Source organism: Myxococcales bacterium (assembly GCA_016712525.1).
Lineage (GTDB): Bacteria > Myxococcota_A > Polyangia > Polyangiales > Polyangiaceae > JAAFHV01.
The window spans coordinates 322,437-338,250 of record JADJQX010000008.1; the positions used below are offsets into that span (position 1 = coordinate 322,437).

The window sequence follows — 15,814 nt, forward strand, 5'->3', positions numbered from 1 at the left end:
AAGCCCCATGTCGCTCTCGTCCCCCTTTCCGCACCTCTCGGCCCCGGGCGTCCGCAACCCTCTCCCCGTCCGTGTCGGGCTCGCCGAGGAGTGCCTCGTGGACCTTCTTCGGTGCGCCGCGGCCGCCTGCAAACGCGAAGTGACGGACCGCCAGATCGCCGATGCCCTCGAGGGCAGAGAGCCCCTCCGGCGGCGCCTGTCACGAGCCGCGACGGCCCTCGGGATGCGGCTCTCCTCCGTCACGTTGACGGTCAGCGAAGCCATCGACCATTCCGACGACGCTTCACCGCTCTTCGCCGTCGTCGGCGAACGCGAGTTCCTCGGCCTCGCCGGGGGCGAAGGGGACCGGGCGCGCGTGCTCGATCGCGGAGGAAACGTCTCCCTCCTTGCCTACGACGTAGCCGCCAAGAAGCTCGGGCTCGTAGGGTCGAACGACGAAGCCGTCTTCTTCGCCTTCGAACCCGTGGCTCTCGACGGCGAGATCCACGGCGAACACGGTCACCACGTGACCCCGTGGCAGAGGCTCGCCGCGCTCGTCACGATGGAGCGCGCCGACCTCGGCGCGGTCGTCGTCTACGGGGTTCTCGTCGGCGTCGCGTCGCTCGCCGTCCCCGTGACTGCGCAGGCGCTCGTCGGATCCGTCGCGATGGGGACCTTGCTCCAACCCGTGGTGGTGCTGTCGACGGTGCTCGCCGCGGTGCTCGTGTTCTCGGCCGCCGTTCGCGTGGCACAGGTGAAGCTCGTCGAGCGCCTCCAGGAGCGCGTCTTCGTCCACACCGCCGTACGCCTCGCACATCGTCTCACCGCAGCACGGCGCGACGCGTTCGGCAACGAGCACGGCCCCGAGCAGGTGAACCGCTTCTTCGACGTGCTCACCATCCAGAAGGCCGCGGCGGCCCTTCTGCTCGACGGCCTGGCGATCGCTCTCCAGCTGGTCGTCGGCCTAACCCTGCTCGCGTTCTACCACCCGATCCTGCTCGCCTTCGACGTCGTCCTCGTCGGCGCTCTCGTCGCGATCGTATGGCTCTTGGGTCGAAGCGCGGTCGAGACCGCGATCGACGAGTCGAAGGCCAAGTACCGCGTCGCCGCGTGGCTCGAAGAGATCGCCGCCAAACCGAACGTCTTCCGAGGTCAGTCCGGGTCCCGCCTCGCAGACCAAAGGAGCGACGCGCTCCTCCGCGCGTACCTCGAGGCGCGTCGCGCCCACTTCGCCGTCGTGCTCCGTCAGACCATCGGGGTGCTCGGGCTGCACGCCTTCGCGAGCGCGGCCGTGCTCGGGATCGGTGCGGCCCTCGTCATCGGTCAGAAGCTCACGCTCGGGCAGCTCGTGGCGGCGGAGATCGTCGTCAACACCGTGGTCGCCGGGATCGCGAAGCTCGGCAAGTACCTCGAGTCGACCTACGATCTCCTGGCGGCGGTCGACAAGATCGGCCACCTCGACGACCTCTCGGAGGAGCGTCGTGACGGCGCCCCCCTCGAGCACGACGCCCACTTCGAGGTCTCCGTCGAGACGGGGGACGTGAGCTTGCTCGTCGCGCCCGGAGAGCGGGTCGGTCTATCGGGGTCGGCGAGCGAAAGGCGAGCCATCTTCGAGGCGCTCTACGGCGCGAACGACGACGTGCCGCCTCGCGTCGACGGGGTCCCCGCGAGCGAGCTCTCGCTCCGCGCCTACCGCGACGCCGTGGTCCTCGTCCAAGGGCCCGAGATCTTCGGCGGCTCCGTGCTCGAGAACATCCGCGCGGGGCGGGACAACGTCTCGATCGCCGACGCCAGGAGGGCGCTCCGAACCGTCGGGCTCGACGACGCGGTCTCCCGGCTGCCCCATGGAGTGCACACGGAGCTCCGTACCGACGGCGCGCCGCTCTCGGCCGACGAGGCCACCTGCCTCACCTTCGCACGCGCCCTCGCCGCCCGTCCCCGCCTCCTCCTCGTAGACGGCGCCTTCGACAACCTTCCGCCGGCCCTTCGAGCGAAGCTCGCCGACGCCGCGACGAACGTGGGATCTAGCCTCGTCCTGGCCACGCACGACCCGGCGATCCTCGCCCGCTGCGATCGCGTCGTCGGACCTACCCTCTCCCCCTCGAGCCACGCCCAGGAGATGCGATGAGCGCCCATGGTCCGTACCGTACGTTCGCCCACATCGACGAGGGCCACGTGTCGGCGCTCCGGATGGTTCGCCGCGACCCGCGCACGAGGAGGCTCTCCCGGCTGATCGCCTCCATCGTCGCCGCGATCTTCGCGTCACTCTTCGTGATTCCGTGGCAACAAACCTCGCTCGGACGTGGGCGAGTGGTGGCCTTCGCTCCCCTCGATCGGCGGCAAAACGTCGAGGCACCGATCGAAGGACGGATCGTCACGTGGGAAGTGCGCGAAGGCACGAAGGTCAAGCAGGGCGACGCCATCGCCCTCATCTCCGACAACGACCCCGAGCTCCTCGCCAGGCTCCGAATGGAGCGAGCCGCGGTCGAAGACAGGCGCGAGGCCGCGAAGTCTCGCGTGCGTTCGCTCGAAGATCGCATCTCGGCCCTCGAGACGTCGCGGACGGTCGGGCTCACCGCCGCGGGATCCCGCGCGCGCATGGCGAAGGAGCGCCTCACCGCTTCGGAGCGAGCCCTCGACGCCGCGCTCGGCGCCGAGCGCACCTCGAAGCTCAACTTGGATCGGCAGAAGGCCCTCGAGAAGGACGGCCTCACCTCCCGGCGCTCGGTCGAGCTCGCGGAGCTCGAGATGCTGCGCACCACGACGGACGTCGAGCGCGCGCGGGCCGCGGTGAGCGCCGCGAAGAGCGAGGAGATGGCGCTCCTCTCGGACCAAGGGAAGTTCGCCTCCGACGCGGCCGCCCAGATCCGAGACGCCGAAGCAGGCAAGGCGTCGGCCATGGCGGAGGTCGCCAACGCCCAGGCCGAGCTGACCCGCGTCGAAACCCGACTCGCGCGTCAAGCCACTCAGAAAATCCTGGCCCCACGTGACGGAACCGTCCTCCACCTTCTGGTCGCACAGGGAACCGAGATGGTGAAGGCCGGCGACCCGATCGCCGTGCTCGTCCCCGAGACGGAGGAGCGCGCCGTGGAGCTCTATGTCGATGGCAACGACCTGCCGCTCATCACCGAGGGAAAGAAGGTTCGGCTCCAGTTCGAAGGCTGGCCCGCCGTGCAGTTCTCGGGGTGGCCGCAGGTCGCCGTGGGCACGTTCGGAGGCGAGGTCGCCATCGTCGACGCGACCGACGACGGCAAGGGAAAATTCCGCGTCGTCGTGCGGCCCAGCGAGGGCGAAGCCTGGCCCGAGACACGGTTTCTCCGCCAGGGAGTCCGCGCGCAAGGCTTCGTGATCCTCGGGCGGGTGACCCTCGCGTACGAGCTCTGGCGGCAGCTCAACGGGTTCCCCGCGTCGGTCGACGGGCCCCCGAAGACCACGGTGGAGGGCAAAGGCAAATGAAGCGCATCCCCTTCCTCATCGCGTGCTTCACCTGGCTCACGCTCGGCGCGGTTTCGTCGAATGCTCGCGCAGAAGGCGCCGCCGAGACCGGTCCTCTCCGTGTCGACGAGGTGCTTCGCTCGGTCGACAAGACGCACCCTTCGGTCGTTGCCAGCCGACGTGAGCTCGACGTCGCTCGAGGCGAGCGCACCTCGGCCGACGGCGGGTTCGACACCTCGTTCCGCACACGCGCCGCGGGGACTCCGCTCGGATACTATCGCTCCTTCCGCGTCGACTCGTTCGTCGAGCAGCCGACGTCCCTTTGGGGTGCGACGGTGTTCGGAGGGTACAGGCTCGGGCGAGGTGACGTAGCCGACTACGACGGGAAGCTCCTCACGAACGAGCTCGGCGAGGCCCGGGCCGGCGTCGTGGTGCCCATCCTCCGCAACGGACCTATCGACCGTCGAAGAGCGTCACGCGCACGAGGCGAACAAGGAGAGATCGGCGCCGAGGCAGGGGTCAAGGCCGCGGCCCTCGACATGAAGCGGCTCGCCTCGCTGCGGTATTGGGAGTGGACGGCAGCGGGCGCGAGGCTCGTCATCGCACGCCAACTGCTCGACATCGCCCTCAGACGCGATGCCCAGATCTCGGCGCGCGTCGAACGTGGAGATCTGCCCCCCATCGAACGCGCCGAGAACGCCCGCGCGATCCTTCAGCGCCAGTCGCAGAAGGTCGGCCAAGAGCGCGCGTTTCAGCAGGCCGCCATCGAGCTGTCTCAATACCTGCGGTCCGCGAGCGGCGTGCCGATCGTTCCAGGCGAGGAGCGCCTCGCCACGCTCACCGAGCCCGCCTCGTGGCCCGTCGACGGGTTCGACGCGGCGATGACCAAGGCCATCGCGAGGCGCCCCGACCTCGCGCGACTCGGTGTCCAGAAGGCCCAAGCGAAGATCGAGGCGGAGCTCGCCGAAAACCAGAAGCTCCCCGCCCTCGACGTCCAGCTCTCGGCCTCGAAAGACTTCGGCAACGGCCTCGCGTCGCGGAGACCCGTCGAGCTCGAAGCCCAGGTCCTGCTCGACGTCCCGATCCAGAACCGCGTCGCGAAGGGCCGGAGCGACGCCGCACGCGCGCTCGTTTCTCGCATCTCCGAGCAAGAGCGGGGCGCGAAGGACCGCATCGGCGCCGACGTCCGCGACGCGATGAGCGCGATGGACCTCGCGCGGGCTCGGCTCGGGATCGCGAAGAACGAGGTCGACGTCGCCGAGTCCCTCGAGAAGGCGGAGTGGAACCGATTCACCGCGGGAGACTCGACCCTCTTGGTCGTGAACCTCCGCGAACAGGCGACGTTCGACGCGCGGCTCCGCGAGGTCGACGCCAAATTCGAATGCCAGCGGTCTCTCGTGCTCTTCCGAGCCGCGACGGCCGACCTTCCGTGAGAGATCGGCTTCCGGCGAAGAGGCCGTGAGCCATCGGGGGAGCGAGACTCGCCCTCCACGGAAAGGAAATGTACGTGCGTCTCCGACGTAGCATGACCTCGTCCGCGGAGCCTTCCGTATCCAGCCGAGCGCGGCGCACAAAGGGAAGCGGCGGGGCTCCATCGAGGCCCGCCGCTTTTTGCCGTGTTCGTGTGGGGCGCTCGCCGGCGCCGCTCGCATTCAGTGCGTGCGGGTCACGACCTTCACGAACGCCACGTAGCCGCCGAAACGGAGCTTGTCGCCGTCCTTCAGCTCGCGGCGACCGTTGAAGCCGATGTGCTCCTCGTTCACGAACGTCCCGTTCGTCGACCCGGTGTCCTCGAGCGTGATCGTCCCCGACGTGCCGTCGACGGTGATGGCGGCGTGCCTCGAGGAGGTGGTGGCGTCGGCAAGGGGGATGTCGACCTGCTCGCCCGAGTTCGCGCGGCCGATCACCTTTCGCCCGCCCGTGAGCGGCCAGAAATCACCGGCCGGGTTCGCCTGGTACGAGAGCACGAACCCGCGCAGCGCGTTCGCAGGGAGCGGCTGCGGGGGCGGAGGCTGGTACGCGGGAGCCTGCTGGCCCTGGGCCGCCTGCGGGGGCGCCTGGGGCTGCTGGGGCTGGGGCTGGCCGTACGGGTTCGGATCGAAGCCCTGTCCGCCGCCGTATCCGGGTTGCGGTTGGCCACCCTGCGGGAAGCCGCCGTACGCGGGCTGGGCAGGGGCTTGTTGGCCGAACCCGCCACCACCGAACCCACCTTGTTGGGGCTGGCTACCGTACGCGCCGCCGAAGGCAGGCTGGGCCGTTTGGTCTTGGAACCCTTGGGGCTGGCCGAAGCCGCCACCTTGGGGCTGACCGAAGCCGCCGGCTTGATCGTACCCACCGAAGCCGCCACCTTGCTGCTGGGGCTGGCCGAAGCCGCCAGCGCCCGCCGGATAGCCACCCGATTGCGCGAAGCCTCCCCCTTGCTGCTGAGGGTTGCCGTACGCGTCGTTCGTGAACGGCATGGAGTCGATCGGAGGGAGCCCGCCGCCCTGCGGGTTCCCGTAGCCGGGCTGGGCGCCGTACTGAGGCTGCCCGCCGAAGCCACCCCCGGCCGGGGCGCCGAACGGGGACGGTCCGAGGGAGAAGCCACACACGTTGCAGAACTTGTCGGAGGTCTGAGGAATCGCGCCGCACTGCGGACAGGGGTTCATGGCTTTCTCTCCAGTCGACCGGCTCCCGAGCCGGCGTGCAGGGGCTCTCGTAACCCCGCTGTTCGATCATATCCGACATCGCTCGCAAAGGGCGAGCTTGCGACGAAATCTTCTGGTTTTGCCACGAAACGGGCCCGCGGAGGCCCCGCTCAGCCGGCCTCGGGACGCGCGCGAGCCGCCTCGAGCGCCGCCGCGAGGACCTCACGGACAGGCACACGATGAAGCGTCGCCGCACGCACGCAGTCGTCGAACTCGGGTTTTTGCTGCGGCGAACCGAAGGGGCCTTCGCTCGTCTTCACCGAGATGGGGCCATAGGAGGTCTGCACGATCACCTCCTTGCGTGGGCGAACCACGCGGGACACGTCGTGCCGACGGACCCCGATCGTCGTGCTCTCGCGGAGGAGAGCCGCGGTGAGCCGATCGGCGAGCGGGATGGGGACGAGGCACGCGAGCACGATGCCCGGCCGCCCCTTCTTGGTCGTGCTCGGGATCGCCCAGGCATCGAGCGCACCTTCACGGAGCACGGTCTCGATGCAGTATCCGACGAGCTCCCCGGTGGCGTCGTCGAGGTTGCACTCGAGCACCGAGTGCGTGGCGACCGCGTGCCCCGGGCTCGCGCCATGCTCCTCGGACACAGGGCCGAGCACCGCCCGGAGGAGGTTCGGTCGGTCCGGGAGCGACTGCGTCCCGACACCGAAGCCGACGCGCTCGATGCGCAGGTCGGGCCAGCGCGAAGCACGCGCGGCGTTGGCACCCACGATGGCCGCCCCCGTCGGCGTGACGAGCTCGCGGTCGATCCCCGCATCGTACGTGGGGAGGCCGGCCAAACACTCCACGGTCGCCGGCGCAGGGAGCGGCAAGACCCCGTGGCGCGCACGAACGAAGCCACGGCCCATCGGCAACGGTGACACCACGAGCTCGGCGCCGAGGTACTCGAGCGCGGCCGCCGCACCCACCACGTCGCAGAGGGCATCGACCGCCCCCACCTCGTGGAAGTGGACGTCGTCGATCGGCATGCGATGGACCTTGGCCTCCGCGCGGCCGAGGCGCTCGAAGACGAGGAGGGCGCGGTCCTTGACCTTCGGAGGGAGCTCCGACTCGAGGAGGAGCGCGCGCACGGCACGAAAAGTCCGTTCGGGCTGGGGACCATCGACGTGGACGTCGAAGGTCGTCGCCACGATGCCGCTCTGCTCCCGCCCCCCGAAGTGCACGTGGAAACCTGCGAGACCGAGCTTTCCGATCGCGTCGAGCACGATCGACTCGGGCACGCCGAGGTCGACGAGCGCCCCGACGATCATGTCGCCCGCGAGCCCCGCCGGCGCGTCCAGGAAGAGGACCTTCCCGCGGCCGGAGCCCAGGGCGAGCTCGTCGCGATGGAGCTTGCGATCCGACGCGTGCGCGTGGCCATGCGCGTGCCCCGCCGCGTGGGCCGGGGCGTGATCATGCCCATGCTCGTGTGCGTGAGCGTGGTCGTGCGCGTGCCCCGCCGCGTGGGTATGGGTAGGAGCATGTGGCGCGAGGTGCGGCGGTGAAGTCGTGACGTCCGGAGCGGCCGGCGTCGAAGGGCGGGGGCGCGGAACGATCGGCTCGAGGGCAGGCCTCGAAGGCGGCGACGAAGGCCGCACGGCGCGGAGCTCGGGCACGCGCAGGGCTGCGTTCTCGAGCGTGGACTCGACGAGCGCGGCGACGTCGGTCGGGAGCGACGGGGGAGGAGGCGTGTCGAGCCGGGGAGCGCTCGGTTCGGCCGGCGCGAGGTCAGGCACGCTCCCGCTCACGACGCTGGGCGTGGGCTTCGGGAGGTCCTCCGGCCGAGGGGTCAACGGCTCCGAGTCGGAGGCCGCTTCGGCAGCGAGCGCATCGAACTTGTTCTTCCGTTCGGTGGGCGGCCCCTCCTCGGGAGCCCGCGGCGCCTTCTGCTGGTCCACGATCCTCCGGATCTTCGGCCGAGAGAGGGTCGGCGGCTCGGTACGGAAACGCGTCTCCGTACCTTCGCGAGGCGGGCCGAAGCCCCCGTCGCGAGGCGGCCTTCGATCGTCGCCGGGCCGCCCGGACCTGTCGTCGCGTCCGCCCGAGAAGCCGCCCTCGCGCGGCGGACGGCGGTCGTCGCGGCCTCCCCCGAAGCCGCCGTCACGCGGCGGACGGCGATCGTCGCGGCCTCCCCCGAAGCCACCCTGCGGCCTGGGCGGCCCGAAGCCCCCCTCCCGCGGTGGACGACGGTCGTCGCGGGGACCACCGAACCCGCCTTGTCGCGGCCGGTCGTCACGCCCCGCGGGACGCCGCGCTCCCGGCCCACCTCGGTCCTCGCGCGCTCCGCCCCCAGGAGGGCCGCCCCCTCCTTCACGACGAGGCCGCGAGTCACGGGTGTCGTCCCGACGTGGCCCGCCGAACCCGCCGCGCGCGCGATCGCCTTCGCCTTCGCGGCCCGGCCCTGGCCGACGGTCACCCCGCGCGCGAGGTTTCTCGCCCTGGGCCTTTTCCTCGCGTTTTTTGGGCTTTTTCTCGTCGCTCATCGTACCCGGACCTTCTTCGTTTCGCGGAGGCCCCGAACGACGGGGTGGCCGCTCGGGAGAACGTGGGGACCGAAGGCACGGAGCGTTCGCCTTCGTGGCACCGCGCCGCGCGAGCCTCGAGGGCTTCGTGTGGCTCGGCCGCGCCCACGGGACTTACGCGTATAGCAGGCAACGTGCCCCGTGGGGATGCTAGGAATCTCGGGCGTGCCCCTGCTCTTCGCTCCCGTCGTCGCGGTCTTGTTCGGCTTCTTGCTCGCGTACTACGGCCGCGCGGAGCTTGCGCTCTCCGATCGGACGGCCGTCGGGACCCGCGCGTTCTCGGTCACGCTCGCGTTCACCGTGACGACGTTCGTGCCAACGCTCGGCTACTTCGCCGCCTTCCACGGCGACTGGGCGTACCTCTACCTCGTCCCGCAGGCGAAGGTCCCATCGGCCGTCGATCTCACGCTGGTCCTGTTCGCGGCCTCGCTCGTCCCGGGGACGGTCGCGTTCGCCGCGCGCGCCCTCGCCGAGAAGCGCGCCCACGTCCTCGTCCGCGTGGCCATCGGGCTCGTGGCGCTGCTCGCTCTCGGCCTCGCGCTCGCCCACGGGAGGCTCGCCGTGAGCGCTAGCCACGCGCAGTACCGCGGCGGCTTCGGCACGGTCCCGATCGGCGCGAGCCCGCTCGGCCGAGGTGTCGTGCTCACGTGGCTCGCGCTCGTCTCCGGCGCCGCGCTGGCCCGCGCGGCACTTCGTCGCGTCGCGTGAGGCTTGCGTCGTCCGACTCTCGATGGGAAAAGTGAGCCCATGAAGGCCTTCGGCGGATCGGTCGCGCTCGTCACGCTCGTCTTCCTAGGCGCGGTCGCCTCCCCTGGCTGTGCGGCCGAGCGGGTCACCATCGAAGACGACGCGGACGCCACGTTCTCACGTCCCTTGAAGGACGGTCAGGCCGCGGTGGACGCTCCCATCGCCGAGAAGGACGCCTCCGAGAAGGACGCCGCGACGGCCGACGCGACAGCCGACACTGCCCCCGCCGACGCGCGCACCGACGCGGCGCCTCCCGGGAAGATCGTCATCTCGGAGATCCTCGAAGCCGACGTGCTCTCGAGGCGCTACGTCGAGCTCGCCGGCCCGGCCGGAGCCACGCTCTCCGACCTCAAGCTCCGCATCGTGGGCTCGAACGGCGCGGTCCTCGTGACCGTCGACGTCGCGAGGAGCGCTGCCGACACCATGCCCGCGCGCGGCACCTGGGTCGTCGGCGGAATCGCCGGCACGAGCGTCGACAACGGGTACTTGGTGTCGCAGTGGGACTTGCCGTCGAGCAGCGGCACGGTGCAGCTCGTCCGCGTCGCAGGGAGCACGGTCACGCTGGTCGACGTGGTCGGCTACGGCACACCTGCGGCCCAAGTCGTGTCGGCCCCCACCGAGACACGCCGCGGCCAACCCGCACCGGATCCCGCGGGCAAGGCGCTCCTCCGAAGGCCGCCCGGCATGGACACGATGAACAACGCCGCCGATTTCTGTCGAGGTGTGGCGAGCCCGAACGGCGCCAACGTCTGCGACCCCTAAGCAAGCGACAAGCTTACAAGATATTCTGCGCGCCTAAAACCGTCCGGTGCAGGCCATGCCCGGCGAGCCGAGCGAAGGTGCACACGCGATCTCCGCCCCACCTCCGGGCTTCGCGCTCGGGGAGAGCAAGACGAACGCCGCCCCCGCGAGGGTGAGCACCCCCGCGCCGACGAACGCGCCCACGCCGACGGTTCGCCACGTCGACCGGGTATCGAGGATGGACTGGCATTCCCCGGGTTGGGTGGGGACGTTCGCACCCGGGCAGTCTTTGCGATCGTTGTAGCGGCCCGTCTGGATCTCGGCGACGAGCATGCCCACGCCGCCGAACGCGGCGAGCCCGACCCCCGTGCCGACGAGCACCCACCCCACGGTCCGAGGCACGTTCGACGGCTCGGCCGCGGGACGGGGCGGCACGGGATCGCGGCCGCGCGGCGCGACGACGACGACCTTGGGCTCCTCGGGGAGAGGCGCCAGCGTGAACGTCTCGCGCGACATGCCGTCGACCGAGACGGAGACCGTCCGAGAGACCGGGTGGTGCCCGGGCGCGCGCACCTCGACCTGGCGCGGACCGACCTCGACCCGGAGCGGCGTCGGCCGAGGGAGGGTGCCCGCGAGGGAGCCATCGACGTACACCTCGGCGTGGCCCACGTTCGAGCGCACGTCGAGGCTACCCACGTGCTTCTGGATGGTCGCGAGCGCGCCTTCGAGCGGACCACGGTTCTTCTGGATCCACGGGTCGTCATTCGCCTCGAGGGCGGCGGTGAGGTGCGTCTCGGCGAGCACCCACATGCCGAGCGCTTGTTCGGCGAGCGCGACCTGCGCGGTGGCGCGGGGCGTCTTCGATTTGGCCTCCGCGCGCCGGAACACCTCGAGCGCTTGATCGTCCTTGCCCTGCTCGCGCAAGGCGACCCCCTGCGCGATGAGGGCGTCGGCCTCGTCGTTCGTGCCCGCCCACGCCGACGACGAGAGCGCGACGACGAGTCCGAGGATTCCGCACATGATCCGTGGCTTCACGACTGCGTAGCATATCCCGGATCGGCCCGACGGAACGCCGATCCTCGCCCGTCGCCGCGAAGCGCCCCGAAGCGCGATCGAGGTGATAGGCTCTATGTGTGAACCCTTCCATCTCGCCGCGGTGGGCGTACATCGCTCCGGTCGTCGCTTCGCTCGTTGGCTGCGGGCACGTCGGCTTCGTGAACAACGAGCGCCCCGGCCTGTCGGGCACCCACCACGTCGCGACGGTGAGCGCCCCCCCCACGGACGACGGCGACGACGAGAACGGCGACGAGCCGTCGCATCCCCTCGTGGACACGCCCTCCGAACGCGTGATGGCGCACGTCCACTCCGGCCCGAACGCATGCGCCGGGGTCGTCGTCGGGCCTCGCGTGGTCGCGACGTCACGAAGGTGCCTCAGGCAAGGGCAAGGCGCACACACGTTGGAGAAGGGCGAGGTGCGCGTCGAGCTCCCCTCGAGCTCCCTCACCTGGACCCAACGCGCGGGCTCGCACGTGCTCGTGCCTGCCTGCGAGCGGCGCGATCTCGACGTGGCGGTCGTGGTGCTCACCGAGCCCGCGAGCTGGATCGAGCCTCTCCCTCTCGCCAGCACCCCGGGGCCCGGCGGCGCCGTCGAGGCCATCGGCTTCGACAAGTGCAACGGTGACGCAAAAGAAATCAAGCGCGCTCATGTGGTCGATCGTGAGGCTTCGGACGTCGTGCTCGACCGCGTGCTCTGCCGCGGCGACGTGGGCGGCCCCGTGGTCGACGACGGCGGGAAGACCCTCGTGGGCATCCAGTCACGGCGGCGCGGGCCCCGCACCTCGCCGCGCAAAGAGACGGTCGTCACGCGCTTCGACACGACGCCCGTGAGGCAGCTCTTCGAACAGGCGAAAGCCGTCTCGGAGGGCGCCGACGTAGCCAAGCTGACCCCCGTCACCTGCTCGGCCAAATAAAGAGGGCGAAGGCGGACGGGCCGAGGACGAATCGTCGTCGGCCTCTTTCCTGCCCGAGGCGCTCGCGGCGCTCAGCGGAGGATCGGGGATCCGTTCACCTTGGCGCTGACCGTCGGAGGCGTGGACGGGGCGGGCACGGGCGCGGGTCTCTCCGAGGCGCTCGGCTTGGGTGGGGAAGAAGGCGGCGCGACGGACGGGACGCGCTTCCCCGACGGGGCGACTATGGCGCTCGGCAGCGCGGACGGCGGAGACGACACGACGGCGCCCACGGAAGGCTCGACCCGAAGGGCGCTCGGCCCCGACGCGAGCGCAGACGGCGGAGGCGCCGGGGACACGGGCTCGGTAGGCACGACGGTCGCCGCGACCGGCTTCGATCCGGCCCCCGAGACGACGCGCAGACCGACGGCCACGACCGCGACGAGCCCGAGGACCGCGCCCGCGACGCCCACGTACGTTCGGCGGCGTCGCATCCCACTCTGGGTGTTTCCCCAGGTCGATTGCGTGCTCTCCTTCTCGAGCTGGGCGCGCTCCCGATCGAGCGACGCCTTGCTCGACACGCTCCCGCGGTTCGACTCGGCGAGCGCCACGGCCTCGCGGGCCTCGGCGAAATCGCCGGAGGTGGAGGCGTCGGCGGTGTCCGAAAAACTACGCCACGCCCTCAACTGGACGCCCTTCTCGGCGCTGCGGGAGAAGGGCTCGAGCGCGTCGGCGAGGGCGGCCACGCTCGCGAACCGTTCGTTCGGTTCTTTGGCGAGGCAGCGATGCACGACCTCCGCGAGCGCCGCCGGCACGTCTCCGCGGAGCTCGCTCACCGGCGTCTCTTTCTCGATGACGACCTTCAGGCAAAGCTCGGTCACCGTCTCGCCGTCGAAGGGGACCTTTCCGGCGAGGAGCTCGTACAGGATCACGCCGAGCGCCCAGATGTCGCTGCGCGCGTCGACGCTCCGGGCCGACCGCATTTGCTCGGGCGACATGTAGAGGGGCGAGCCGAGCACCGTGGCCGAGTCGGTCAGGTTCATCTGGCCGACCGCAGCCGCGCCCGTGGCCTTCGAGATCCCGAAATCGAGGATCTTGACGAGCGGCGCGCCGTTCATGCGGCGGGTCACGAAGAGGTTCTGGGGCTTGAGATCGCGGTGCACGATGCCGGCCGCGTGCGCCTCGACGAGGCCCTCGCACGCCTGGAGCACGTACTCGACCGCGTCCGGCACGAGCAGGCGACCGATACGACGGCGGAGCTGCGAGAGGTCGGCGCCGTCGAGCAGCTCCATGACGATGTACGGGGCCCCCGACTCGAGCGTGCCGACGTCGTGGACGCGTGTGATGTGCTCGTTCGTGAGCTTGGCCGTGGAGCGCGCCTCGCGAAAGAACCGCTCGACCGACACGTTCCCCGACAGCATGTGCGGGAGCACGAACTTGAGCGCGACCCGCTGGTCGAGCTGAGCGTGGGTGGCCGCGACGACGACGCCCATCCCTCCCGCGCCAATGACGCGGTCGACCCGGTACTTGCCGGCGACGACGTCGCCCGGTTCGACCGGGGAGCGCGGGGGTTCTTGGGACGGGTGCATGCCGTGAGGAGCGTAGCAGATTCCGGCCCGGTTCCGAGCGCATGGAGGACCCATTCGGTCGTCGAGCGCCCGTTCGGTCTGGCTCGGGAGCTCGACCTCCCCTCCGGTCCGCCGAATGGCGGATGCCGATCCGACATCACCGGCCCCATGGCCTGACCTCACGACGAATCGTGGGTCCGCCTCTCTTCTACCCGACGCTCCCGCGGCAGCCGCTCGCGCTTCAGATCCCGCCGAAGCCGAAGGCCTGCTCGAAGGCGACGTAGAAATTGAACGGGTCGATCGGGGCCGTGCGCGCGCCGAAGGGGCCACGCTCCAGCGGGAAGCCGATGTCGGCGCGGAAGACCGCGCGGTTGAACTGCGGGAGCAGCACGCGGAGCCCCCCTCCGAGCGACTGTTTCACGCGCAGGTTGTCGAAGCCGTACATGGCGTCGCCCACGTCGTAGAAGACGACGCCGCCGACCTGAAGAGACAGGATCTCGACGGGGCGCGAGCGGTACTCGAAGTTGGCGACGACGTAGTCTTTGCCGCCGAAGAAGTTCGTCGGATAGCCGCGGAGGCGACCGTCTCCGCCCAAAAACACCTGGCTATTCAGGTAGTTCCGGTAACGGTTCGAGGCCGTCGCGCTGAAGAGGAGGCGCCCTACCGGCAGCCGCGGCGTGACCACGTGGAGGCCGCCACTCAGCGACGCGTCCGTGACACGCTGCTCGCCGTCGCCGCCTTGGAGCTGCACCTCGCCGAACGCCTCCGAGAACACGCGGACGAGGCCGTCACGGAGGGCCCACGTGTATTGTGCACCCGCCGACCACCCGGTGAGCGCGCGGGTCGAGCCAGGGAGCACCGTGACGGGAGCCACGTAGACGTCGTGCCCGAGGCGCACGTCCTCCTGGAGGCCCAAGGTCTGGAAGTTCGTCAGGGTGACGAAGTTCGTGGTGTAGCTGCGGAGCTGGAGAAAGGGCCCGTAGCGCGTCTCGCCGATGGGGAGGTTCCTGCGGCCGAACTCGCTCACTTTCGCCGGGTCGAACCCCGCGCGCTCGGGGACCTCGTAGCGCGCGTGCGAGAACGACACGCCGAACGACACGTCGAGCTTGTATTTCCAGCCGAAGCTCCGCACGAGCGAGAGCGAGCCGCTGGCCGAGGAGCTCCGGTACTCGAACGGCACACCGGTCCGCGGATCGGGGTAGACCTGGGCGTTCGAGTAGCGCCGCACGAAGCCCGTCGAGCCGCCTAGCGAGGCCCCCCACGACCAAGGCGTCCGCGTCGAGTAGAGCGGCTGCCCCGCGCTCACCTTGGCCACGCCGCCCTCGAGCTCGCCGCTCCTCCGGTTCACGATGATGCCGCCGTCGGTCGTGGCGCCGACCCACGAGTACCCGAAGCGAGGAACCTTGTATCCTGCACCGAACGTGAGGCTCTCGGGCTGGTAGACGAACTGCGTCCGGGCCGTGTGGTGGAGCCCCGCGACGTTCACCTCTTGCGGCACGAGCGTGAACTTCTCGACGCCGCCGGACGTGGCCGCGAGGTCCCACGAGAGCCGGAGCGACCAGACGTCCTTCGTGATCATGAGCACGCGGACGTGGTCGTCGTCGGAGCCTTTCACGGGGACGACGAGCACGAGAGACACCTGGAAGATCGTGCGGAGGTTCCGCTCGGTCTCGTCGGCGACGACCTGGAGGTAGCGCTCGCCGGGCCGGAGCAAGGACTCGCGCCGAATGACGAAGTCCTTCGACGTGGCGTGGAACGCGTTCAGGAACTGCGGGAGCGGGTCGCGGTCCTCGATCACCTCGAGCCGGACGACCTCGATCGACTCGACGATCTTGCCCTCGGGGGCGACGTCGGCCGCGAGCCCCGTCTTCTTGAGCGCGTCGCGTATGGTGGCCTGCTCGTACGGCGAGTACCCGACGCGCGTCGAGGTGGGGGCGCCGGCGAGCGCGGACGTGGACGGCGCGGACGCCTGCGGGGAGACCACCGGGGAGGCCCCTGCGCCCTCGGCGGACCGCTCGGCCACGAGCCCCACGACGAGCGCCGCGGCGAGGGCCGAGGAGACGACGGCGAGGCGCTTCCCAACGCCAGGTGAACGCACGAACCGTAGGCTACCGGCCTTTCTGGGGCCGCGTCCGGCAAAGTGAGGGTCGGGGCCGGCGGAAAGGTGCGACCTCCTGCCACAAATCGGCGCCCCCGTTCGT

11 protein-coding genes are annotated in these 15,814 nt (G+C 70.5%); 6 read left to right on the forward strand and 5 right to left on the reverse strand.

Going from position 1 to position 15,814, the window contains the following annotated elements; translation table 11 throughout:
- Positions 1-7 precede the first annotated feature (7 nt).
- From IPK71_30780 to IPK71_30790, 3 genes are read left to right on the forward strand one after another with little or no spacing between them, the layout of a single operon-like run.
- Positions 8-2,107, forward strand: a complete 2,100-nt coding sequence (locus IPK71_30780; GenBank protein ID MBK8218136.1) for an ABC transporter ATP-binding protein — start codon at positions 8-10, stop codon at positions 2,105-2,107.
- Positions 2,104-3,435: an HlyD family efflux transporter periplasmic adaptor subunit gene (locus IPK71_30785; protein MBK8218137.1), complete on the forward strand. Its 1,332-nt coding sequence runs from the start codon at positions 2,104-2,106 to the stop codon at positions 3,433-3,435. Before IPK71_30780 ends, IPK71_30785 begins: the two co-directional genes overlap by 4 nt.
- Positions 3,432-4,847, forward strand: a complete 1,416-nt coding sequence (locus IPK71_30790; protein ID MBK8218138.1) for a TolC family protein — start codon at positions 3,432-3,434, stop codon at positions 4,845-4,847. The genes IPK71_30785 and IPK71_30790 overlap by 4 nt, the downstream gene beginning before the upstream one ends.
- A gap of 219 nt (positions 4,848-5,066) precedes the next feature.
- Here IPK71_30790 and IPK71_30795 read toward each other — a convergent pair whose 3' ends face one another.
- Complete coding sequence (locus IPK71_30795; GenBank protein MBK8218139.1) at positions 5,067-6,062, reverse strand: FHA domain-containing protein; 996 nt, start codon at positions 6,060-6,062, stop codon at positions 5,067-5,069.
- 149 nt (positions 6,063-6,211) lie between these two features.
- Positions 6,212-8,572: a nickel pincer cofactor biosynthesis protein LarC gene (gene larC, locus IPK71_30800; protein MBK8218140.1), complete on the reverse strand. Its 2,361-nt coding sequence runs from the start codon at positions 8,570-8,572 to the stop codon at positions 6,212-6,214.
- Between the two features lie 204 nt (positions 8,573-8,776).
- Here larC and IPK71_30805 point away from each other — a divergent pair, with 204 nt between their 5' ends.
- Together IPK71_30805 and IPK71_30810 are read left to right on the forward strand one after the other, a co-directional pair.
- On the forward strand, positions 8,777-9,319 hold the full coding sequence (locus tag IPK71_30805; protein MBK8218141.1) for a hypothetical protein: 543 nt from the start codon (positions 8,777-8,779) through the stop codon (positions 9,317-9,319).
- Between the two features lie 39 nt (positions 9,320-9,358).
- Positions 9,359-10,120 (forward strand): hypothetical protein, encoded by a 762-nt coding sequence (locus IPK71_30810; GenBank protein ID MBK8218142.1) that lies wholly within the window; start codon positions 9,359-9,361, stop codon positions 10,118-10,120.
- Between the two features lie 33 nt (positions 10,121-10,153).
- Here the strand turns inward: IPK71_30810 and IPK71_30815 are convergent, their stop codons facing one another.
- Positions 10,154-11,134, reverse strand: coding sequence for a PEGA domain-containing protein (locus IPK71_30815; GenBank protein ID MBK8218143.1), 981 nt, complete (start codon positions 11,132-11,134; stop codon positions 10,154-10,156).
- Positions 11,135-11,232: 98 nt separating this feature from the next.
- Between IPK71_30815 and IPK71_30820 the strand changes: the two genes are divergently transcribed.
- Entirely contained in the window at positions 11,233-12,069 is an 837-nt protein-coding gene (locus tag IPK71_30820) for a trypsin-like peptidase domain-containing protein (GenBank protein ID MBK8218144.1), read from the forward strand.
- Between the two features lie 71 nt (positions 12,070-12,140).
- Here IPK71_30820 and IPK71_30825 read toward each other — a convergent pair whose 3' ends face one another.
- A complete protein-coding gene (locus tag IPK71_30825; GenBank protein MBK8218145.1) occupies positions 12,141-13,634 on the reverse strand; it encodes a serine/threonine protein kinase in 1,494 nt (497 codons plus the stop codon).
- Between the two features lie 220 nt (positions 13,635-13,854).
- Positions 13,855-15,711 carry a hypothetical protein gene (locus IPK71_30830; GenBank protein MBK8218146.1) on the reverse strand — a complete coding sequence of 619 codons (1,857 nt, stop codon included), beginning with the start codon at positions 15,709-15,711 and terminating at the stop codon, positions 13,855-13,857.
- Positions 15,712-15,814: the final 103 nt, after the last annotated feature.